Annotated in this window: 20 protein-coding genes; 3 read left to right on the top strand and 17 right to left on the bottom strand. The window is 34.5% G+C overall.

The window, feature by feature from the left end; translation table 11 throughout:
• Positions 1-90: 90 nt before the first annotated feature.
• The 6 genes from DCS95_RS18120 to DCS95_RS18095 form a co-directional block, all read right to left on the bottom strand.
• Positions 91-1,833 (bottom strand): carboxypeptidase-like regulatory domain-containing protein, encoded by a 1,743-nt coding sequence (locus DCS95_RS18120; RefSeq protein WP_164674235.1) that lies wholly within the window; start codon positions 1,831-1,833, stop codon positions 91-93.
• Positions 1,834-2,015: 182 nt separating this feature from the next.
• Positions 2,016-4,694: a carboxypeptidase-like regulatory domain-containing protein gene (locus tag DCS95_RS18115; RefSeq protein WP_116772210.1), complete on the bottom strand. Its 2,679-nt coding sequence runs from the start codon at positions 4,692-4,694 to the stop codon at positions 2,016-2,018.
• Between the two features lie 127 nt (positions 4,695-4,821).
• The gene (locus DCS95_RS18110) at positions 4,822-6,171 is read right to left on the bottom strand and encodes a M24 family metallopeptidase (protein ID WP_116772209.1); all 1,350 of its coding nucleotides are present in this window, start codon (positions 6,169-6,171) and stop codon (positions 4,822-4,824) included.
• A 40-nt stretch (positions 6,172-6,211) separates the two neighbouring features.
• Positions 6,212-7,282, bottom strand: a complete 1,071-nt coding sequence (locus tag DCS95_RS18105) for an AMP-binding protein (RefSeq protein WP_116772285.1) — start codon at positions 7,280-7,282, stop codon at positions 6,212-6,214.
• 4 nt (positions 7,283-7,286) lie between these two features.
• Positions 7,287-8,234: a CPBP family intramembrane glutamic endopeptidase gene (locus DCS95_RS18100; RefSeq protein WP_116772208.1), complete on the bottom strand. Its 948-nt coding sequence runs from the start codon at positions 8,232-8,234 to the stop codon at positions 7,287-7,289.
• Positions 8,225-9,277, bottom strand: a complete 1,053-nt coding sequence (locus DCS95_RS18095; protein ID WP_116772207.1) for an o-succinylbenzoate synthase — start codon at positions 9,275-9,277, stop codon at positions 8,225-8,227. Before DCS95_RS18095 ends, DCS95_RS18100 begins: the two co-directional genes overlap by 10 nt.
• A 54-nt stretch (positions 9,278-9,331) precedes the next feature.
• Here DCS95_RS18095 and DCS95_RS18090 point away from each other — a divergent pair, with 54 nt between their 5' ends.
• Positions 9,332-10,117 carry an SDR family oxidoreductase gene (locus DCS95_RS18090; protein ID WP_116772206.1) on the top strand — a complete coding sequence of 262 codons (786 nt, stop codon included), beginning with the start codon at positions 9,332-9,334 and terminating at the stop codon, positions 10,115-10,117.
• A gap of 1 nt (position 10,118) precedes the next feature.
• Here DCS95_RS18090 and DCS95_RS18085 read toward each other — a convergent pair whose 3' ends face one another.
• The 9 genes from DCS95_RS18085 to DCS95_RS18045 all read right to left on the bottom strand — a co-directional run bounded on the left by DCS95_RS18085 (position 10,119) and on the right by DCS95_RS18045 (position 19,627).
• Positions 10,119-12,071 (bottom strand): tetratricopeptide repeat-containing sensor histidine kinase, encoded by a 1,953-nt coding sequence (locus tag DCS95_RS18085; protein ID WP_244178490.1) that lies wholly within the window; start codon positions 12,069-12,071, stop codon positions 10,119-10,121.
• Positions 12,072-12,494: 423 nt separating this feature from the next.
• Positions 12,495-13,262: a LytR/AlgR family response regulator transcription factor gene (locus DCS95_RS18080; protein ID WP_116772204.1), complete on the bottom strand. Its 768-nt coding sequence runs from the start codon at positions 13,260-13,262 to the stop codon at positions 12,495-12,497.
• A 32-nt stretch (positions 13,263-13,294) separates the two neighbouring features.
• Positions 13,295-14,203, bottom strand: coding sequence for a 1,4-dihydroxy-2-naphthoate octaprenyltransferase (gene menA / locus DCS95_RS18075; RefSeq protein WP_116772203.1), 909 nt, complete (start codon positions 14,201-14,203; stop codon positions 13,295-13,297).
• Entirely contained in the window at positions 14,203-14,811 is a 609-nt protein-coding gene (locus DCS95_RS18070; RefSeq protein ID WP_116772202.1) for an SPOR domain-containing protein, read from the bottom strand. The genes menA and DCS95_RS18070 overlap by 1 nt, the downstream gene beginning before the upstream one ends.
• 170 nt (positions 14,812-14,981) lie before the next feature.
• Positions 14,982-15,818: a CvfB family protein gene (locus tag DCS95_RS18065; protein WP_116772201.1), complete on the bottom strand. Its 837-nt coding sequence runs from the start codon at positions 15,816-15,818 to the stop codon at positions 14,982-14,984.
• Positions 15,819-15,910: 92 nt separating this feature from the next.
• Positions 15,911-16,255, bottom strand: coding sequence for a DUF2853 family protein (locus DCS95_RS18060; protein ID WP_071341864.1), 345 nt, complete (start codon positions 16,253-16,255; stop codon positions 15,911-15,913).
• A gap of 34 nt (positions 16,256-16,289) precedes the next feature.
• Positions 16,290-18,041: a 2-succinyl-5-enolpyruvyl-6-hydroxy-3-cyclohexene-1-carboxylic-acid synthase gene (gene menD, locus DCS95_RS18055; protein WP_116772200.1), complete on the bottom strand. Its 1,752-nt coding sequence runs from the start codon at positions 18,039-18,041 to the stop codon at positions 16,290-16,292.
• 49 nt (positions 18,042-18,090) lie between these two features.
• Positions 18,091-19,203, bottom strand: a complete 1,113-nt coding sequence (locus tag DCS95_RS18050) for a chorismate-binding protein (protein ID WP_116772199.1) — start codon at positions 19,201-19,203, stop codon at positions 18,091-18,093.
• Position 19,204: 1 nt separating this feature from the next.
• Positions 19,205-19,627, bottom strand: a complete 423-nt coding sequence (locus DCS95_RS18045; protein WP_116772198.1) for a PaaI family thioesterase — start codon at positions 19,625-19,627, stop codon at positions 19,205-19,207.
• Positions 19,628-19,691: 64 nt separating this feature from the next.
• On the opposite strand from DCS95_RS18045, the gene DCS95_RS18040 reads away from it, so the two are divergent.
• Positions 19,692-20,333 (top strand): alpha/beta hydrolase, encoded by a 642-nt coding sequence (locus DCS95_RS18040; protein ID WP_116772197.1) that lies wholly within the window; start codon positions 19,692-19,694, stop codon positions 20,331-20,333.
• A complete protein-coding gene (locus DCS95_RS18035; protein ID WP_116772196.1) occupies positions 20,333-20,890 on the top strand; it encodes a GNAT family N-acetyltransferase in 558 nt (185 codons plus the stop codon). Before DCS95_RS18040 ends, DCS95_RS18035 begins: the two co-directional genes overlap by 1 nt.
• 2 nt (positions 20,891-20,892) lie before the next feature.
• On the opposite strand, the gene DCS95_RS18030 is transcribed toward DCS95_RS18035, so the two are convergent.
• Complete coding sequence (locus DCS95_RS18030) at positions 20,893-21,822, bottom strand: hypothetical protein (protein WP_116772195.1); 930 nt, start codon at positions 21,820-21,822, stop codon at positions 20,893-20,895.
• A gap of 102 nt (positions 21,823-21,924) precedes the next feature.
• The gene (gene dnaK / locus DCS95_RS18025; RefSeq protein WP_116772194.1) at positions 21,925-23,829 is read right to left on the bottom strand and encodes a molecular chaperone DnaK; all 1,905 of its coding nucleotides are present in this window, start codon (positions 23,827-23,829) and stop codon (positions 21,925-21,927) included.
• Positions 23,830-23,962: the final 133 nt, after the last annotated feature.

The following is a 23,962-nucleotide window of genomic DNA, read 5'->3' as shown; positions in this document are numbered from 1 at the left end:
TCAATATCTAAACATTTATCAGTTTTACTCTTTATCTAAAAAAAGAAGCTCAGAGCGAGTCCGCTTTCATATAAATCTCGATTATCTAGTTTAGTTAGCAACTATACTTACTGCATTTGATACTGAAAACAATTGCTGATTTACATTACGTAGACCCAGTTTAAAGACTTTTGTTTCTTTTCGTTGCGATGCACTACCGTAGTTATAATACACAGTGGCTTTCAAATACGTTGGAGTCAAGCTTTTATTACCTAAATAGGTTGCATTAACCAACCAATTACCCCGAAGTGTATCATCTATTAAATATTCTTCACTAGAGAAACCAGAACGTTTTTCAATTTGAATTCGCTCAGCATCTGCCGCTAAAGAGTGTTCACTTTTGTAGTATCTTTTCTCAGGATTTACAAATTGCAATTCAAATTCAGCCTCACTATCACTCCATTCAAAAACCAAGCGTGTTCCTTTAAAATCATCATCAAGCTTAATTTCATTCACCTTATCAGTTGAAACCAAATCATCGCCTTTTAAGGAAATCAAATTATTTAAATCGCGGTCCATAATGGTTATTACTTGTTCTTCTTTATCCAGTAATTTTTCGGCCAATAAATAATCGTATCGTAAATACATAGCTGCCGCTTTTTGATTTAAACCAAGTTCTCTATAACTATTGGCTAAATCTAAATAAGACTGGGCATAATCTGCTCTATGTGTATATACATCTTCATATAGTTTATTGGCCTCCTTAAGCTTTCCTTCAGCTTGATAAATGTATGCTAGGGATTTTAATGCATTAGGATTTCCGCTAAGTATATTCTTATTCTCTTCAATTACTTTATCTGCAAATTCTTGATTTTTCCATCTATTAGAAAAATAATCATAGGCATCTAAAACATAGTAATATGAACTACTGTATTTTTTGATTTGATTTGCGTAAATCATCTTTGCCTCTTCTTCGGTATTCGCATTTAAAAGCTCATTCATATACGAAGGTTTATCTTCCTTAAAATCAACCGAGGTTAATGCTGAGTTATCATATTTATTATTTCTTAGTTTTGCTTGATCATAAGGCTTACCGTCTTTGTTACCAGCATATAATAGGGTTTTAGTATTAATAACAATTACACCACCAGCACCTATTGATCCATATCTCGTGGTCATTGCTAAATTATTTAAGACAGCTAATCTAGCTATAGATGCAGGTGCTATCCACGTAGGTGTATCGGTTAATATTTGACCATCAACATCATAAACAGCTGGAGAAGCCTGACTTATGGAATTGAAACCTCTAATATATACTCCCCCTCCACGCTGACAATCACCAAAAACCCTTACGCTAGCAAACTCATTTCTAACAACATCTAAAATGCAAATTCCTACATCATTAATTTCGTCTTCTTGTAAAAACCTGATTTTTCCTGGTGCAGTCTCACTATCCAGAATTCCGAAAGCCGTTTTAATTAAATTTGGTTTGTATTTATACTCCTCTTCCAGTTCTTTTTGAGACTTTCTATTACTGTTCCTAACAGTAACCTCATCTAATTGCTCAATTTTCTGAGTCATTTCAATATTCAAAACACGAGTAACATCTTCTACCATAATCTGAACATCGCTGAGTCCAGGATATTTATATAGTAACATATCTTTAGGTTCTGCAGATATTTGATATAATCCGTTGGCGTCAGTTGTAGTAGAAATATCAGAATCTATTATAGATATCTGAACATTTGCCAAAGGAGAATCCATTTGGGTAACCTTCCCCTTAATTGTTTTGTTTTGTGCTTGCACATTGAAAACACAAGCTATTAGCGCAAAGAGAAATAGAATTTTTTTCATAGTATATAGTATTGAAGATAAGTCCATTACATGACATCAAAAATCAATCCATGATTAAAATTGAAAGAAAACAACACACTAATCGTGATAAATTTAACATTTTATAGATAATTAAGGTTATTTACAACATACCATATCTAACCAAACTGACTAAACCATTGTTGTTCAAATAAATACATCCCTTAATTCAACCTATCAACGCCCAGGGTTGGCAAGTAAAATAGATTCTGATTTACATTTTTTAACGACAACCTATATATTCTGGTTATGCTTTCTTCATTATCCGTACCATAACCAGAAAAAGAGGTTACTTTGAAATAAGTAGGCAAACCACTTTTATTCCCCTTATAATTTATATTTACAATCCATTCTCCTTGAATATCACTTTCAAGAAAGAACTCTTTGCTCGATGAATATTCTTGTTTACCAAAATATTCATTCTGATTGTTTAGCGATGTATTCGAAACAAAATAGCGATTTTCTGGATTTACGAACTGAAGATCAAATTCAGCCTCATCATCGTTCCATTCAAAAAGAAGACGGGTATCTGCACCCTCGCGCATAGCAGCTACTTCTTTTAAATCTTCTGAACTAATGTTATAGTCGGTTTTATGCTGTAAAAAGTGATTGAACTCAGTTGTAATTACAGGATGTAATCCTGTAGTATCTGCCACTAGAAAAGAGTCGTTCAATAATTTGGTGTACCTACTATAAAGATTAGCTGCTTTCTGTACCTCATTCACCTCAACATAACTATTTGCCATGTCTCTATACGATTGCGCATAATTAGGTCTCTTTACAAAAACACTGGTATATAGTTTGTTTGCTTGTTCAAATTCACCTTCTCGCTGGTACGCATACGCCAATGCCTTCATATCATTGATGTTATTCTCAAATAGCGATTGATGATTGGAGATTATATCATTATTGAATTTTTCTTGTTCCCAATTGGCAGTAAAATAAATATAGGCATCAAGAAAAAACGTAGCAGAACTACTATATAGTATTTCGTTTTCGTGATACACTTTCTTAGCCGCTTCAAAACTAGTGGTAGCTAAAAGAGCTTGAAGGTAGCTTGGCAAATTTTTATTTACCTGCTCTTTACTTAAAGCATCGTGTTCATAAATATTATTTCGAATTTGAGCTCGGTCACTATTTCTATTATTCTTGGTAGCATAATTGGCATGTTTTGTACTTATTGCAATCACACCGCCCGCGGCAACCTGCCCATATCTTCCAACGCCAGCAAGACCAGGTATTACCACCGCTATGCGCTCAATAACATTTAAATCTAAAAAACACGGGACATCTTCATAAATTACTCCGTCAATTTCGAATATTGCAGGTCTAATATTATTAATTGACCCTTTACCCCCTCTTATAAACACAGCAACTTTGGTAAAAGAACATCCAAAACAAGTATTTCCATTGGTTACATTACCAATGCGAACTCCAGCTATTTTACCATCTAAGGCTGCTAGAATATTTGGCGCCGATAAGTTCAAACTCTTACCATCTACAATAGTTATTGCATGACCAATTGTTTTTTTATCAAGAGTTCCATAAGCAGTCTTAGCAAATTCATCATTCGTTAAATATTCAGAGAACATTTCTGCCTCGGTTTTCTTTAAACGCGCTCTTTCAGTAACGGTAACACCTTCTAGTTCTTCAACCATCACATTCATGGTGACGTTGATATTATGTATAGTCTCCAATACGGTACGTTCCACTTTTTCGAAACCCAAATAATCAAAACTAATGACATCTCCTATTTGTGCCATAACGGTATACCTACCATACGCGTCTGTTTGTGTATGCTTTAATGACTCTGCTATTTGAACAGTAGCATTTTCAACAGGCTTACCATTATTAAAAACAAAACCCGTAATTGATCTATGAGTTTGGACAGGGTTGATATTTATTTGAGGAGTGTTGAACGAATTTTGAAGGGTTTTATGTCTAGCGTATTCTGATATTTGAGAAATGTCATCCTCACTCAAAGTAGAAGTATTTACATAAAAAGTCATTGCATCTCCCCTGAACGTTTTCCATTGTCCTTGGCTAACATATCTTCTGTATGATGTACTTGGTCTATAATCCGCAGCCAAAACCAAGCCCACTCGCTTACCATATACTTCCAATAATTCTAGACCAATACTAAAATCTTCATCTACAATAAGGTTGTACGGCTTTAAATCTACGGTTATCATTCCAGGAGATTTGCCTATCATTTTGGTAACGTTCTTTTTCAATAATTTATCTTCAGGATAAATGGTGCCGCCTTTATATACATTAATGCGCACCAATACACTATCTGAATAATTCTCGTTTAGATAAAAGTGAAAATCCTTTAAGAAGTGCTTCTTTTTGTCCACACTTATCCTTGTCACCAATTCAGCACCCAAAGAACCATCGCCCTTCCAATACCCAAACTTATTTTTACTGGGATAGGAAAAGCCAACAACGTCATCTTTTTTACCTTTTAGGTATTTAGCGGTTACAATCGCCTCGATTAGTTGCATTGCCTCGGGTTGCATGACAACTTTTTGAAAAAGTGTATTATTAAAGTTTACCTCGGAAATTTTAAATTGAACGGTTTTATAACCTACAGAAGAAAATTGTAGCACATCTGTATTAGAAAAATCAGCCTTATTAATCTCTAGATAAAATTTACCATCAAAATTACTTACGGTACCTACACCTTTGTTTACAATTCCAATATTTACAAATGGAAGCGTCTCTTTAGTTTCCGCATCTATTACTGTTCCTTTAAATTGATGTTGCCCAAAAAGCCCTAAACTTAACGTGCACAAACACAATAAAAGACAATACCTTATATGAAGTTTAGTAATCAATTTCATTAAGTTAGTTATTCAACAACCGTCAGGTTACTCTTAAATATATGAATAACAAGCTTTTAAACCTAACACCAATAAATAGAAAATAAGATTTTATTACATCAACAATATTTTGTCATACAAATTAAGGTTAATTGCCCTGATGATCTTTCACTCGTGGAATCAACAATAATTCGGTCTGTCTTCCATTAACGTACCTAAAACCATCTTCACTATAGAAACCGGCTTCTTCAAGCATAATTCGAATATCTCTATTCCACTCAGGAATATTAATGGTGGTATTTAATTCAATTGCATAAACAGTGTTTGGATTTAACGGGTAGTTCTCACCATCATCTTTCATGACACCACCTTGAGAATCCCACATACCAATTGTTGTACCCGCTGAATGACCGTAACTACCTAACGGGTGTGTATAAATTGAAGGTCTTAACCCTGCTTTCTTTGCCTGGCTCAATGACTTCGCCAAGATTTCATTTCCAGATCTGCCTTTAATCATATTGGCAGTCAAAAAGTCTTGGACTTTATTACCATCTTTTAATCCGTTCACTAAAAAGTCAGGCGCTGATGTTTCTTCTGGCTTTAATACATACGCCAATTCTTGACAATCAGTATTTAAACGCAGATATGTAATTCCGAAATCGCAGTGAACCAAGTCCCCTGGTAAAATCACTGTATCCTCTGGTCTACCTGAGAAAGAGTACAAGTGACTTACCAATTCCTCTTTACTTCGCTGTACATCTATGGTTGGGTGAAACCACGTTTCTAAACCTAAATCTGTCACTTTTTGGCGCATCCACCATTCAACGTCAGAAGTAGTTGTTATTCCTGGAGTTATTACTTTCTCTGAGAATGCTTCGGCTATGATATCATGTGTAATATCTACCAATTGATCATAAATAACCATTTCACGTTCTGATCTCGTTTCGATCCAGCGAACTGCCAACTGCTCTGCAGAAGTTACTTTTGATATATACTTTTTAGGCAGGTTAGTCATGAATTCATCATAGTCGGTTTTATCCAAACCATCTGCAATGTTGTGGTCTTTTGAAAAATTAAGTCCGATTTTCTTCGGATCTCTTTCTGATATCAATTGCATTAACCGTGTCCACTGATTTGGCTCTTTTTCCTTATCCCAAGCAGAAATAATGTTTTTACCAACATTATAGCGGGCAACAGCTAACTTCTCTATCGTATTCTTTGCCTTGTCTCTATAAAACAATAGGATAGTTCTTCTACGGGCATTCAACCACGTAGCCGGAAGCATAGTCTTCATTACAGGATCTTCATTATATTCCCTAGAAATGACCACCCACATATCTAAACCCGAAGCATCCATAAGCTCTGGTAGCAGATTATTAAAGCGATCATCTAAGATTTCATCGATTACCTGAGCTCTTTCTTTTTCGTTGAGGATTTGTTGGGCGTTCAACACATAGCCCTGAATACAAATAAATAGGATAATTAGTTTTTTGGTCATTAGATGTTGGTTTTTCTAATGATGAAAATAGCTGAATTATTTATGCCTTCAAAATTTGTTGAAGCGTTTTAGCACGCTGCACTTTTCCACTTTCAGTACGCTGAAACTGTTTTATAATCAAAATAGCTTTCGGCTTCTCAAATTTTTTGAAATCGGTAATGGAATCTATTATTTCCTGAATTTTTTGTTTAGTCGTATTTTCTACGACAATTACTACTTTTTGACCTAATTCCTCATCTGGAACTCCCGTTACAAAGAAGGGTGTATCAATATACTTTGAAAGTACGTTTTCTATATTCTCGGGATGTAATTTTACTCCGCCTGAATTTATAACATTGTCAATTCTCCCTAGCCATTTAAACTCACTATTTGACACCAATTCAATAACATCATTGGTTCTAACAATTTCATCTGTAATTTTTGGTGCGTTAATTACCAAACAACCTCTATCATCTTTTGAAATTTCAATATCTGGCAAGGTAGAAAAAGGGAGGTCATTTTCAGCACCAACCGTTAAAGGTTTTACAGCAATGTGGGTTATAGTTTCCGTCATGCCATAGGTTTCAAAACTAGCATTGCAAACAGAAAGCAACTCTTTTCTCAACGTAGTAGAAATAGGCGCACCCCCTATTATCGATTTTTTAATCAGATGTAATTTAGGCAACGAGTGTGCAACTTGCATAGGCACCATTGCTCCAAAATCGAAAGATCTAGAGGTCTCTTCTAACGGACTGGAAGTTGGAGGCACAAAATATATATCTAAACCTAGCACCATGGCTCTTACCAACATCATCTTACCCGCAATATAGGTAGCCGGAAGGCACAATAAGACAGAAGATTTAGGAGTTAAATTAAAATAGCTACCTGTTGCCAGAGCACTATTAATCATGTGATCTTTCTTTAAGGAAATAGTTTTTGGTTGACCCGTTGAACCAGAAGTTTTTACGAATAATGTTTGCGAATCATCGATCCAATCTAAAAGGAATTCACCTATATGTTTTTCAAATTCTTCACCTTCCTTAATTAAGCTGTAACTTACTTCTGTTAGATCATCAAAAGAAATTGATCTACCATGAATGGAAAAATCTTGGTGCAAAGAAAGTTTATTCATTTCATTAATTATCAAGCTTCAAAAACTCTTCTTCAGATAATACTTTCCCTGTTAGTTTCTCTTTCCAATTGGTCCAGCCATACTTTTTAGAAAAAACTAAAAGTAAGATAGGAAATACAACGAATACAGGAACAAGCATATCCCAACCAAGTACAGGTTCTGAAATATCTCTATATAGAGAATCTACACTAAACGCTGTCCAATCTGCAGTTACCAAAAGTGCTGCGGTTAAGTTGTTAGCGGCATGGAAACCTAACGCCAATTCTAAACCCTGGTCCATTAGTGTAATGATGCCCAAAAAGAGCCCTGTTCCTATGTAAAAAATTAATATGCCATAACCCAATTTATCCACTTCAGGGTTCATTATATGAAGTAAACCGAAAAGCAGCGATGTAAACACAAGCGGGAACCATCTATTCTTAGTAAGTATGCCCAACCCCTGCATCATATACCCCCTCATTAAATACTCTTCCATACTGGTTTGTAATGGAATCATAGCTATAGCAATGACCGCTAAAATTAAAAAAGGTACCAATTGAAAGTTATATTCATAATCTTCAGGCGCAAAATAAATATCAATAAAAATAAAAAGTACAGAAATTGAAGCCCACAAGAAGAAAGAAAAAGTAACTCTTTTCCAATCTATTTTAGGTCTCGAAGTGGTCAATGCCGTAAGCGATTGTTGATGTAGAAATTTAACCACCAGAAAAACAGCTATAAGTCCGAAAACGAAAGTTAAGAGCATAAAAAACAAAAAAGTGTTAGACCCCAATACCTCAGACATTTTTCCTATGCTGCCACTCATCATTGCAGACATACCATCTTCTTTCAAAGCCAAGGCCGCCAACAAAGGAAATGACCCTAGAAATTGCCAAACACCCACAATTACCAATATTCCAATCAAGTATCTCCAATTATCAATTAGACCTTTATACGCCTGTTCTATATACATAAACTATCCATTAAATTTGAATTCCAATCTTTAGAGTTGTTATAAAACAAGCCTCCATTTTGCACCTCTAAAGGGCTATCAATATTATTTGTAAACAAAGCCCCAGTTCCCAGACCTTGTGGCATTTTATTATTTAATGTTGCCGTCCATTGCGCTATAGCGTTCAAGCCAATATTGCTTTCCAATGCACTGGTAACCCACCACCATATATGATTCTTTTCGGCAATTTCGATCCACTCATTGCTTCCTGCAAAACCACCTACTAAACTTGGTTTCAAAATTATGTATTGCGGCTGTATAGTTTGTAGCAACTCTTGCTTCTTTGTTACATTTACCACCCCGATTAATTCCTCGTCTAGCGCAATTGGCAACGGTGTAGCTTTACAAAGCTTTTGCATTTCTTCCCATTGTCCCTGCTTTATAGGTTGTTCTATGGAATGCAAATCAAGTTTGGCTAAAATCTCCAATTTGGACAACGCTTCTTTTGGAGAAAAAGCACCATTAGCATCTACACGAAGTTCAATTTCTTCTTTAGAATATCGCTCCCTTATAGATTTAAGTAGCGCAATTTCAGTATCAAAATCTATAGCACCAATTTTCATTTTTATGCATGAAAAACCATCTTTTAACTTTTGCTCTATTTGCTGATGCATAAAATCTTTATCGCCCATCCAAACCAAGCCATTAATAGAAATTGGTTTTTGGGCGTCTAAAAAAGAAGAGTCAAAAAGTTGAAAGGGATTATTTGACCGAAGTGATAAAAAAGCCTGTTCTACCCCAAATTGAATACTAGGAAAATTTTGCAAATGTTTCAATAACTCCGTTTCTCCTAAATGAATGTTTTCTGTAACCCAACTACATTTTTCTTCGTATTCAGGTACATCATCATAACTTAGTCCTCTAAATAGTCCGCACTCACCAATCCCCCATTTTCCATTTTCCTCTAAAATTAGAAACCAAGTCTCTTTTGTTCGCAGAATACCTCTAGAGGTTCCACTAGGGTTTTTAAAATTGAGTATATACTTTTTAAAAGATGTTTTCATATAATCCTCCAAATTTAGCTATATTTTCACTTTAATACCGATGGATTTAAAAGAATGGAAAATAAGGTAATTTGGATTACAGGCGCATCTTCAGGAATTGGAGAAGCATTAACATATCAATTGAATGCGAAAGGTGCAAAAGTTTTTATTTCGGCAAGACGTGAAGAAGCACTTTTAAGCGTAAAGAAAAACTGTAAATCACCAGAGAATGTAACCGTACTCTCGCTAGATTTAACCAATTTTGAATCCCTAGGAAACATCACTGAAAAAGCTTTTTCTTTATTCGGAAAAGTTGATGTTTTAATCAATAATGGCGGACTCAGCCAGCGCTCGTTGATTATTGAAACCAATTTTGACGTCTATCAACAAATGATTAATGTTAATTACTTGGGTACTGTTAAACTAACAAAACATGTACTACCGTACTTCATAGCTCAAAAAAGTGGTCATTTTGTAACTGTTACGAGTTTAATGGGTAAATTTTCCTCTCCGTATCGTTCAGGGTATTGCGGAGCAAAACATGCATTACACGGCTTCTTTGACGCACTACGAATGGAACATGAAAAGGACAATATAGATGTATCTATTATTTGCCCAGGATTTATACAGACCAATGTTGCAAAAAATGCTTTAACCGGAAACGGAACAGCCTTACAACAAGAAGACAATGCCACGGAAAACGGAATGCCAGTTGAGAAATGTGCCCGTGAAATTATATCGGCAATTAGAAAAAAACGTTTTGAAACATACATAGGTGGAAAAGAAAAATTCGGAATTTATCTGAAACGATTTTTCCCAAAACTACTGCATAAGGTTGTATTGAAAAGTAAAGTGAGATAACTTATTTAAAATTAAACCAAAAACGAACTCCGTCTTGCGTCTTATCAGTATTTAAAGAAGTTTGAAGCTGATTAGCTAATCTATTCATTAAGCGAATACCCATAGATGAATTCGCTCGTTCTTCGGTATCCTCCGGCAAACCAATACCATTATCGGTATATTCAAAGAAACCTTCTTGACCTACCATTTTACGTAGATGAATATAAATTTTGCCATTACTATCATCTTCTGGAAAAGCATACTTAAACGAGTTAGAAACCAACTCATTCAATATAAGTCCGAACGGAATAGCTCTGTCAATATCTAACTCAACACCTTCGGCATCAATTGTAATATTAATATTATGACCACCTTTTTTATAGACCGACTGAATACTATTGATCAAGCTTTCAATATACCCCTGCATTTCAATTACAGACAAATCATCATTCTGATATAACTTCTGATGTATAAGAGCCATAGCCTTCACCCTACTCTTACCTTCTTCAAGGGCGGCAATTGCTGCCTTGCTCCTCGTATTTTTAGTTTGTAGGCTCAACAAACTAGAAACCATTTGTAAGTTATTCTTAACCCTGTGGTGTATTTCTTTTAACAGCGAATCTTTCTCAACTAAAGAATTCTCAATTATAAATTTTTGCTCGGCTATTAGACGTTGATTTTTAATACTCTTTAGGTAAGCATATACCAAACCTGCAAAACCAATAAGAGTAAATATCAACGACACGAATACCAAACTAATTTTATCGTCCCTAGCCTTAATATCTTTTCTTGATTCCTCTAATTGTGCCTTTTGCTGCTCCATGGTTTTTCTAGAATTTTCTAAATCTTGGGCAACGACTGAAGTCAATTGTTGGTTTTTGATATTGGATGCTAAAGCATCGATAGAATCTCTAATTCTTATATTCTTTTTAAGGTAAACCGTAGAATTTTTAAAATCGCCTGTTTTAAAATAATAATCGGCATAGATTCTATTTCGTTTCAGAATATTTTCCGATTTAATAGGGTTTATATTATCGCTAAGATAATCGGTAGCTTTAGCGTAGTCATCTAATTTCAAATAACACTCTGCTAGTGCCAGTGTATTTTCAATAATATCGGATGAAAATTTACTCTTATTGTATTTTTTAATAATTTCTCTGCTTTCTTCTAAAAAAGGTATGGCTTTCTCATATTCGGCCATTTGTACATGGCATTTACCAATATTACCAATAATAACCCCGTTCAAAATTCTACCATCTGCAATTTGCTTATCGGAATGTTGATTGGTAACATCACTTAAAAAAACTTTAATAAGTCCTTCAGCCTTTTTAAAATAACTAAGTGCTGTAGGTGTTGACTTATCTAATCTTAAATAATTACCTATTGTATTATTGTAAATAGCCTGCCCATAATAGTCATTATCTTTAAGTACCTTTTTCTCCTCCGTCATATAATCTCGCATCGCCTTTCTATATTGTCCAAGACTAGCATAGATATCATAAAAAGCAACGTTATCGGTCAAACCCAGTTCACGCTTTACCCTTCTAATCTCAATCTGCTTATCGTACAGTTCAAGCATTGCATAATTCTTATCCAGAATCTGGAGAATAGTTTGCTTTGATTCTACATCTAATTTTTGCAGATCATCGTAAATAGATCTAGCAATTGCCAAACTCTTTTCATAGTTGCCCAAATCAAAATAAATTTGAGATTCTATGAGCTGATAATTTCTAATGGAAACAGAGTCTTTTGTTTTTTCAGAACTGTTTAAATACACTTTTACAGTATCTAACCAATCATAAGGCGAATTCTGATTGTAACGATTGGGAGTATTAAAAAAGAAGAAAGAACGTAATTCTCCGTTCTCTAAATCTTGAAACTGCCTGTAGTAATCTTCATTTTGAGCCGTTACACTATCTTGTGCAATTATGGTACACGTTAGCACACTAAAAAATATAGTGCATAAAATTCTCAAAATAGAAGGTTTTTTCATATCTCAATCAAAGTGGAATCAAACCTAAAACTAATACCTGATTCTACTAAATTTTTGTTGTGAGCCATTGTTAAATCATCATTAACTAACAATAGTCCCAAAAAAGCGTGTTCTACGTACTTTTATCTAAATCATTAAAAATTGCATGTAAAACTTGTTGTTTAATCCAAATAGGTCCAAAACAATGTGCAATCATTAATAAATCAAAATTATGAATTAGCCCATACCGTATTGCATTATTTGTTGTGTAACCCCAAATATTTGTTGTGAAATGAATTTACCCTATCTAACAATGCATTTTATCGATTAAAACAGACACTTTACCGATGATTATACTACTTTCATCTGGGGTAATTCCAAAAAAAAACACCTTAAAAAAGGTGTTTTAGACTTTTTATATACGGATTATGAATTCATAGCAGAGATAATAAATTCTTTAAAATCTTTAGAAATTGGTATCAAGGTATTATTGATCATAATATCTTTAGAATTTATGGCGTCTATATGATCCACATTGACAATGTAAGATTTATGAGCTCTATAGAATTTATTCTGCGGAAGTTTCTCTAAATAATCTTTTAACGGAGATCTCACCAAAAACTTCTTATCAACGGTATTCACTTCTAAATATACATTATCCGCTTTTATAAACTGAATATCACCAAATTGAATTCTGTAATATAAATGTTGTTTCTTAACAAATATGGAGTCCTTTAAAATTGAATTGGACATTGCGACATCTTCAGTATTACCACCACCGTTTGATTGCGCTTCATTACTTGCATTCTGCTTACCATAAATGAAATTTGATAATGCAATTTCTATGGATGTATATAGATCTTGTTGCTCAAATGGCTTTACCAAATAACCGTTAGGTTTTACCGTCTTAGCATTTTCAACCGTTGCACGATCGGAGTTAGATGTCACAAAAATGAATGGAATATCATAATTCTCCCTAATATGTTTACCTAGGTCTATACCTGTTTTATCTGAGGCTAAAATGATATCAATAAGAACTAAGTCTACCTGCTGGGTTTTCAATACCTCTACAGCTTGCTCGTAAACAATTACATTATCAACTATTTCATATCCTATTTCCTCTAACATTGATTGCATATCATCAGCGATGATTACATTATCCTCAACAATAAGAATTTTTATGGGTTGTTCCAAGACTTAAAATGGTTTGTGGGTTATACTCAAAATTACAAAAAATAATAATAACTAATAAAAAACAATAAAGCTATAAAAAAGGTACTTAAGGCTAATTTCTTAAGCTCTGGATCAAGATCCACAGCCTTATTTGTTAGTGCTACTTTTCTTAAATGAACCAGTACAGGTATATAGCCTACAAGACTTACATAACGCAGCTGTGACGCATTTGTTGTAAGCAGAAAACAAAACAAACACAAAAGAGAAAGTACAAGTATCGTATAATGATAATTTTTTGCACGAGACCATCCCATTTTTACAGCCAACGTATTCTTGCCAACAGCAGCATCTGATTTAATGTCTCTCATGTTATTGAGATTTAGCACCCCAACACTTAAAAGACCTATCGCGATAGCCGGTAAAACCGAAATTAGGCTTATGAATTTTACATACAAAAACATAGAACCCAATACACTTACCAACCCAAAAAATATAAATACGAAAACATCACCTAGACCTTGATAACCATAAGCCGATTTACCTACGGTATATTTAATAGCCGCCCATATGGCGAAAGATCCCAACATTAAAAATAAGATAGGGTATAAAATTTCCTTTAAGCCAAAAGAGGTAATAATCAGTGAAACGATCAAAACAGCATTGATTATAATACTGATGTAAATACCTTTTTTTAATTCTGCCGCAGATAGCAGACCACTTTGCAAAGCACGCTTTGGTCCTATTCTATCATCACCGTCAGTACCTTTTACTCCGTCACCATAGTCATTCGCAAAATTTGAAGTAACCTGTAAACCGATTGTACTGCATAATGCCAAGGCAAAAATGGTTATATTGGTTACACCATAGTACGCAGCCAAAGCAGTACCTACTATTATACCCGAAATTGATAAAGGAAGCGTTCTAAGTCTTGCTGCGTTGAGCCAAGCTTTAACTTTAGTCACTAAAATGGATCTTCTATTTGTATTCTTTTTCCATCTTGATAAGAAGCCACAAATGCATCATTAAAACCAAGGTCAACCAACTGTTTTCTAAAAGATTGTGCCTCTTCCAATGTTTCAAAATTCCCTAATGAATAAGAATAAAAAGGATTGGTCTTTACAAATAGCGTATTGGTCAATGCTTCTGATGCCAAGGTAACATTATTGTCTACGAATGATTTTACTTGTACGGAATAAATTTTTTCTTTTTGTAAGAACTCTTTTGCCAGATAGAACTCTTTTACAAGACTTAGTTCTTCATTTTGTTCTTTTAAGTTCTCTAAACGAGTTCTATAGGCGTCAACACTATCGATTGACGTTAGAACCAAATCGTTATTATTATTTCTATTAAAACCACCAGAACTAGAGATACCTGCAGTAAAAGAAGTGAAAGCAAGTCCCCCAATCAAGAAAAGACCGGTAATACCAGCCAAAATATTACGCTGGATCTTACTCTTTTTTAACTCTTTGTTCTTAAATTTTATTTGATCCAATAATCGCTCATTAATAATTTGAGCTTTATCTACATCTTTATGTAATTCTAGTAAATCACTTTCTTCTATAAAAGGCATATACAAGGGAAATTTTATGCTTAAAACTTAAATGTAAGTTAAAAATTGTTAATAACTTTTCATTTACTACAAAAATAAAATTAAAAGTAAGTTATCACAATAAACTAGACCATTATTTAAGTTATTTCGTTGAAAATCAATTAGCTAAGATTTTTCCTACATTTAAACAGTTAATCATCTGATAATGTGATACCATCAGATTCTATTTTTATCTTCCTTTCTTTGTAAAGTGTACCGAGACCTTTTTTAAAAGTCTTCTTGCTCATTTGAAAGACATCTCTAATTTCTTCTGGTGCAGATTTGTCATGTAAACCTAAAAATCCGCCATTTTCAACTAAAACTTCATAGATTTTTTTGGCAGCTGGCTCTAAGACTTTTGCTCCAAGAGGTTGTAGTGAAATATCCAATTTATTATCCTTTCTAATCGTTTTTACACAACCAGGTATTACATCACCAATATTAATTGGCTTAAAGACTTCATTAAAATAAACCAAACCTTTATGTCTTTCATTTACTATAACTTCCCAACCTAGGTCCGTTTGCCTTGTAACCACAAGATCTACCTGCTCCCATTCTTTTAAATCTATGGTATCATTACTAAGAAATTTATCAAGTTTATTTGATGCCACCAATCTACCTGAACGCTCATCTAAATAACAATGTACCACGTACCATTGACCTTCTTTCATTTTTACACGCTGCTCTCTAAAAGGGACCAATAGGTGTTTTTCCAATCCCCATTGCAAAAAAGCTCCAATTTCATTGACTTCCGCTACTTGCAACAGTCGAAACTCACCCAACATAATATCTGGTTCAAGGGTGGTTGCAACCGGTCTTTCATCATAGTCCAAATAACAGAACACTTTTATTTTCTGCCCTATTTCGTACCCCGCAGGTACATATTTGTTTGGTAACAATACATCATTGCCCTCTTCATCTCCCAAAAAGAGACCTACGCTTGTGTCTCTTAAAATTTCAAGATTGTTAATACGTCCTAATTCTATCATGCTGCAAAATTACATTTTAAATATTTAAACACCGGACCAAAAAAAAGACCGTTACCAAAAAGATAACGGTCTCTAAATTATATAACATCTGACTATTTATCGTAAACAGATGCTTTATTGAAATGCTGACAAAGCTTATAATAGATAACAGCTCTATGCTTATTTCTGTTAGAAGAACCATATTTCTCCATAACTGTAGCGATAGCATCATCTAATTTAGAATCATCTGCAAGACCTAATTTTTTGATCAAATAGTTATTCTTAACAGTATCTAATTCTTTTTGGTCGCTACCAGATACTTTAGAAGCATCAATATTGTAAATAGAAGGTCCTAAACCTACAGTTACTTTTTTAAGCAAGTCCATATCTGCATCCTCACCAAATTTATCTTTGATATCCGCAGCGTACTTTTCAATTAAATCGTCTCTTTTACTCATGTTAATTGTGTTATAATTAATGGTTAATACTCCACTAAGATATGAAACGAAAATAATCAATCAAAATTTTATCGTTTATTAATGTAGGTGTAGTAATTTCCAGTAATTGAGGACGAACCGATTCATTAAAAAATCCGTTTAATTCTTCTTTAAGTTCTTGAGAAGATTTAGCCGTTCTATAATCAAAACCGAACATGTTACATAAGTTTTCTGCAGAAAGGGAGTGACGAGTTTCAAAATAGGTTTCAAAAACATTAGAATCATCTTTACCCGGAAGAATTCTAAAAATACCACCACCGTTATTGTTTACTACTATTATTCTAAAATCACTCTTTACATAATTGTTCCACAAAGCATTACTATCATAGAAAAAACTAAGATCACCCGTAATTAGCAATGTTGGCATACTATTAACCCAAGATGCGCCAACCGCTGTTGATGTACTGCCATCAATACCGCTTGTTCCTCTATTACAGAATACCTTTAAAGTAGGATTCACCTCAAATAGCTGTGTATATCTAATAGTAGAGCTATTTGCCAACTGCAGCATGTAATTATCCGGTATTGATTTAAGCAACAGATCAAAAGCTGAAAAATCAGAGAAAGGAATCTTGTTAAGGTATGCATCTCTTTTCAATACATACCCTTGTTTTACCTTATTCCAATTTACAAAGTAATCGCTATTTACCTTATGGGGCGAAATATACATTTCATCAAAAAAGCGATTCACGGGCATTTTAAGATGCTCATTTAAGCAGAAAAAAGTATTGTTTGCCGTATGCCCACCAATATGCCAGTGATGGTTTGGTTTATGATTTCTTAAAAAAGCCTTTACTTTTTTAGAAACAATTAATCCGCCAAAAGTAATCAGCACATCGGGTTTTAATTTTTCAAATAATGCGTCATTATCAAATTGCATTTCTAAAGGAGCAATTAAGGAATCTATACTATTGAAAAAATTAGGGTGATGTATGTTAGAAGTTGTTTCTGTCAAAACCAAAATACTAGGGTCATTTGCCAAATACTCTAAAACCTTCTTGTCTATAACATTCGGAGTATTTACACCTACCAATACCATTTTTTTGGTAGCTGTATTCCATATATTCCGGTGTTCTTCTAAATCAATACTAGTAACTACCTCAACAGGTATATCATTAATTTTTGGAGATATAGTTGGTTCAGACAGTGTTTCGTACAACGGCTCTTCAAAGGGAGCATTTATATGAACCGGACTGTTGGCTGTCAAAGCCTTTTCAATAGCCCTATTTAATTCTTGATCATTATAAATCTGCACCTCATTTTGAACATCTTCTACGGAGATTTCAGAAACCCATTCTGACTTATACTGTAAAACTTTAGAGGTTGCATGGCTAACATCTTGTTTTAAATTTGCCGAATAGCCAATATGATTTTGAAACACATTTCGTTGATCAATAGTTTGCCCATCCCCTATTCCCAATTTATACTCGGGTCTATCTGCAGAAATAACAATTAAGGGAATATTGCTATAAAAAGCTTCTGCTACTGCCGGGTAATAATTTAAAAGTGCACTCCCAGAGGTGCATAACACTACTACAGGCTCTTGTAACTGTTGTGCCATACCAAGTGCAAAGAATGCGGCACTACGTTCATCTACAATACTAAAACACTTGAAAAACGGGTTCTCGGCAAACGCAATTGTTAACGGTGCATTTCTAGAGCCGGGTGATATTATTATATTGGAAATATTCTTTGCCTGGCAATGAAGAACAATAGATTGTGCGGTAGGTATAGCGGAGTATTTCATGTAGTTCAAAAATACGACCAATGCAGGTTATTACCCAATAGTTTGATCTCTATTTACCACCTAAAACCCTAAGCATTGTGTTGCTTTTCAAAGCGGTTTCCTGCCATTCACTTTCCGGACTTGATTCACCAGTAATTCCTCCGCCCACATAAATAGCAACTTTATCTTTAAGTAGCTGCATACAACGTAGATTTACAAAAAGCTCAGAAGTTTTCATGACACTTCGGTAAGCACTATTTTCTTGATTCTTCCTGTTTCTGTTTCTTGCTAGTTCAGACTTAACATTAAGCTCTCCTAGAAAACCAGTATAGAAAGAGCGATCATACATTTCATTGTTCAGAATAAAATCTTTTGCCTCAAGCAAAGGTGTACCACATACCGCAGGTGTTGGATGCAATGCCTTTAAAACCGATCCGAATTTATTGGGAGCAAAAGTCCCTTTCATTTCGGTGCGAAGATGCCAAAGTTGACCTGCTCTTACCGATTCTCTTTGAGAACTTTTTATCGATACCACCTCATCTTTCAAAGCATCTAAAATATAATCGGTTACCAATTGCTGTTCATGCAATTCTTTTTCCGACCAATTGGGTTCCTCTAAATCTATAAAGCTTTTGGTACCTGCCAAAGACATTGTGGTAAACTGAGAACCATTAGTTTTTACAAGTATCTCGGGAGTTGCTCCCATCCACGCTCCAACTTTTGGGTGATACCATAAATAACAGAACGCCTTTTGATATGCGCTCAATAACCTTTTATAAATTTCAAGATCATCCTCATGGTTCGTTACTTCAATTTTACGGGATAAAACAACCTTATTAAAATGACCTTCATTGATTTGATCTATAGCCTTCGTAATTAAATCGAGATACCGAGGTTTATCGTGTGATTCATCAATTATTATACTATCCGTATTTACCCCTTCTCCATTGAAAGAATCTAAAACCCCCTTCAATACGGTGTCCATTTTCAATAAAATGGCATTGGAGTTTAAATCGAAAGGGGCAAAAACAAAGCCACTTTCGGTGAAATCTTGTACTATATGAACCTCATCTGTCTGTTGAAACACCCCGATCAGCTCCGTTGTATTTGGCTTTCTATATAACACAAAAGGCTGCTGCTCTTTTAAGCACATTGCAGCACGATCAAAAAGTTCTTGTGCCATACTAGCTCTTAGGTAATGCTATGGTAGTTAATTTACAAAGGGATATCAATTGATCTGCCTCATTAGTGATTTTAATCTCCCAAAGTTGTGTGGTTCGCCCTTTGTGTAAAATGGTAGCTTTGGCATACACAAAACCATCTTTAATGCTTTTTACATGGTTGGCTGAAATTTCTAACCCTCTAACAAAATATTTATTGCCGTCTAAAAAAATGTAAGATGCAGCACTACCAACACTTTCTGCCAATGCTACAGAGGCACCACCATGCAAAACACCATCAGGCTGATGAACTTTAGGCGAAACAGGCATTTTAGCCATTAAAAAATCTTCCCCTACATCGATATATTCAATATCCAAGGTTTCCATTAAGGTATTCTTAGAAGTTTCGTTACAAATCTTTAGAATTTTTTCTTTGTAGTCGTTCATCCTTTTTTTTGTAAAATTAAGCATTACATTACCAACAGAAAAGCTGAATACAATTGCACATCTTATGAACCAACAGATAAAAAAGGTCTCTTACGAAACTACCAATACCTACGAGACTTTAAATGAACTAAATAGCAAAACAACATATGTTTGGATAGTTTTTCATGGCATAGGTTTTTTAAGTCGGTTTTTTCTGAAATATTTTAACGAATTACCAAAGGACCAAAACTATATTATTGCCCCTCAAGCTCCTTCGAAATATTATTTAAAAAATGAATACAAACATGTAGGGGCCAGTTGGTTGACCAAAGAAAATACTGCTTTAGAAACATCAAATCTTTTCAATTACCTTGATGCCGTACTTGAAAACGAAAATTTACCATCTACTTGTAAAATCATTTTTTTTGGATTCTCTCAAGGAGTATCTGTAGCTACTAGATACTTGGCACACTCTAAAATACAATGTTCAAAATTGATTCTTTATGCGGGCGGTTTACCAAATGAATTGCAAAAAACAGATTTTAACTTTTTAAAGAGGGACACCGAAATTATATCTATAATTGGAGATAAAGATGAATACCTAAGTCCTGAACGACTATTAAAAGAAAGCGAAAAACTTAATTCGTTATTCGAAGAAAATTTGCGTCACATTAGTTTTAACGGTGCACACGAAATAAAAAAAGAAATAATAAAACAACTTGTATAATGAGCAGTCAAATAATTTTAGAAAATGATAGGGTCAAATTAAGTCCGCTTACTTTACAAAATTTCGAATCATTGATTCCTGTTGCATCACAAGAAAATCTAGTTCAATATTCTCCATCGGACATAGCTACACCAAGCAGCTTAAAAAACTATGTTGAAATAGCCTTACAGCAGGTAAAAGCTGGCACTAGCATTCCTTTTATTATATATGACAAACAAAATAAAGCGTTTGCAGGATGCACTCGTTATATGAATATGAACCACAGAAACAAAGTATTGCACATAGGCTCTACATGGATCGGTCGTGAGTTTCAAGGCACGGGACTAAACACTCAAATGAAAAATTTAATGCTAGACTATGCCTTTACTACCTTAGATTTTGAAAAAATAGAATTTCGAGTAGATGAGCGAAATATCGCCTCTAGAAAGGCTGTAGAAAAATTAGGATGCACTTTAGAAGGCATTTTACGTAAAGATGTCTACTTATTAAATGGTTTTAAAAGAAATACGTGCTGTTATGGATTACTACGCGATGAATGGTTAAAGAATAGCGAATAACATTATTCTTCGTCAGTTTTTAATTGTGGTGGATAGTAAAATATTTTTCTTGTGGTATACGTATTATCTGGTGTCACTATTTGCTTTACCCAATTACCTACCTCAGAATTGTCATACTGATAAATATATTCTTTTTTTATGATTCCGGCTCCCCTTTTAGCGGTTTCAGCAACTAACATGCCTTTTTGATCGTATTCATATGTAGTTCTAGTTGTTGGTACAAATTTCTTGGCAGACGTATCATATTCAAATTCCTGCTGAGCCATTAATTTTCCGTCCAAGCTATATACCTCTTCAAAAGCAAAATTTTCTTCACCATTTAAATATTCCTTGGTCAAAACTACATTTTGTGCAGGTTTATTCTTTGGCTTTAGAGTAGAAGTACGAATAGATTTTATCGGTAGGTCGTTCAACAAATAGGTTACCGTATTTTCCCCTTTAAATTTTTTATGCTCGACTTGGGTAACATCGGTACCATCGTTATTGGTTCTTTTGATGCTAATGATATCACCAAACTCATCATAGTAATAGATATATTCATCGATAAACTGTTTGTCATATGAGAATATACGTTCTTGAATTTTTATATTATCCGTTGAGTCTATTTCATAAAAGTGAGCTATCGATGTACTTGCATCAAACGTGTTGTTTCTGTACGATTCAGAACGCTTTTCCAAAAGCTCTCCTTTACTATACTTATAATAAACCACATCATAATCTTGTTCATTATACCTGGTAACCGACTTTGTCAGCAAACCGTTTTTATTAAAGTCGTATTCTTCTTTACCATAGTCGGTACTCACCAAACATTTTTTTACATCGCCCATTAAATCAAAATCTTCAACGGTAAAAATTTGTATCTCCTGTCCTTGTATTGTTCCTAGAACCGAAATGAATACAGTAAAAAATGTTTGAAAGTAATTTCTAATCATACTGTAAAATTAGTTTAATAATACTTGGTTCAAAATAAATTACTATAAAAGTAAAAAGGGACGGTAAATACCGTCCCTTTTATATATCAAGTTAAAGTTATATTACTTAACCTCTTCGAAGTCTACGTCTTCAACATTATCACCTTCAGAAGCACCGCTGTCTGCAGTTGGCTCTCCTTGAGGAGCACCAGCACCTTGGGCATCAGCTTGCGCTTTGTACATTTCTTCAGAAGCTACTTTCCAAGCTTCGTTGATTTTATCTAAAGCTGGTGTAATAACCGCTATGTCTTTCGTCTCGTAAGCAGCTTTCAATTCTGTTAAAGCCTCTTCAATTGGTTTTTTCTTATCATCAGATAATTTATCACCAAATTCCTCTAACTGCTTCTCGGTCTGGAAAATCATACCGTCAGCTTCATTAAGCTTATCGGCAGTTTCTTTAGCTTTCTTATCAGACTCGGCATTTGCCTCAGCTTCAGCTTTCATCTTTTTGATTTCTTCTTCGGTTAAACCAGAAGAAGCTTCAATACGGATATCTTGAGATTTACCTGTAGCCTTATCAGTCGCAGATACCTTAATGATACCGTTAGCATCAATATCAAAAGTTACTTCAATTTGTGGAGTACCTCTTTTTGCTGGTGGAATACCGTCTAAATGGAATCTACCGATGGTCTTGTTATCATTCGCCATTGGTCTTTCTCCTTGCAACACATGAATTTCAACCGATGGTTGGTTATCCGCTGCTGTAGAGAATACCTGAGACTTTTTAGTTGGTATCGTAGTATTTGCCTCTATCAACTTGGTCATTACACTACCCATAGTTTCAATACCTAATGAAAGTGGTGTAACATCCAATAACAATACATCTTTAACATCACCTGTTAAAACCCCACCTTGAATAGCTGCACCAATTGCAACAACCTCATCTGGGTTAACACCTTTAGAAGGTTTCTTACCAAAGAATTTCTCAACTGCCTCTTGTACAGCTGGTATTCTTGTAGAACCACCAACTAAGATAATTTCATCAATATCGCTCTTAGAAAGTCCCGCTGCTTTCATTGCAGTTTCACATGGCTCAATAGTTCTCTTAACCAAATCAGCAATTAATTGCTCAAACTTAGATCTCGTTAAAGTTCTTACCAAGTGCTTTGGTCCAGAAGCTGTAGCCGTTACATATGGTAAATTAATTTCTGTCTGTGCAGATGATGACAACTCTATCTTAGCTTTTTCAGCTGCTTCACGCAAACGTTGTAAAGCCATTGAATCATCTCTTAAATCTAAGCTTTCCTCAGCTTTGAACTCTTCTGCCAACCAATCTATAATCTTCTGATCAACATCATCACCACCTAAGTGTGTATCACCATCGGTAGCCAATACTTCAAATACACCGTCACCCAACTCTAAGATAGATACATCATGTGTACCACCACCAAAATCAAAAACAACTATCTTCTGATCGGTATCTTTTTTATCCATACCATAAGCCAAAGATGCCGCGGTAGGTTCGTTAATGATACGCTCTACGGTTAAACCGGCAATTTCACCAGCTTCTTTAGTAGCTTGTCTCTGTGCATCGTTAAAATATGCAGGTACAGTAATTACCGCACGAGAAACATCTTGACCTAAATAGTCTTCTGCAGTTTTCTTCATTTTCTGAAGAATCATTGCAGATAATTCTTGTGGAGAATATAAACGACCATCAATATCTACTCTTGGTGTATCATTATCACCTTTTACTACTTTATAAGGTACTCTACCAGCTTCTTTACTAGACTCTGAATATTTATTACCCATAAACCTTTTAATAGAATAAATGGTTTTATGAGGGTTGGTTACCGCTTGTCTTTTTGCCGGGTCACCAACTTTAATTTCACCTCCATCAACAAAAGCGATGACAGATGGTGTAGTTCTTTTTCCTTCTGCATTTGGAATTACCACTGGCTCATTACCTTCCATTACGGAAACACAGGAGTTGGTAGTACCCAAATCTATTCCTATAATCTTACTCATTTTATATGTTTTAAATTAAGTGCTTTATTTTACAATCGCTTAGTAAATGACAAACAATATGCCAAGCACAAAAAACTGACATGATGTCATTATTATGTTTCAACCCATAATAAATATGCCAATTTAGTATAGT

The organism is Maribacter litoralis, assembly GCF_003075045.1.
GTDB classification, from domain to species: Bacteria; Bacteroidota; Bacteroidia; order Flavobacteriales; family Flavobacteriaceae; genus Maribacter; species Maribacter litoralis.
Note: the sequence above shows the minus strand (reverse complement) of the source record. Positions and strands in the feature narration are given on the sequence as shown.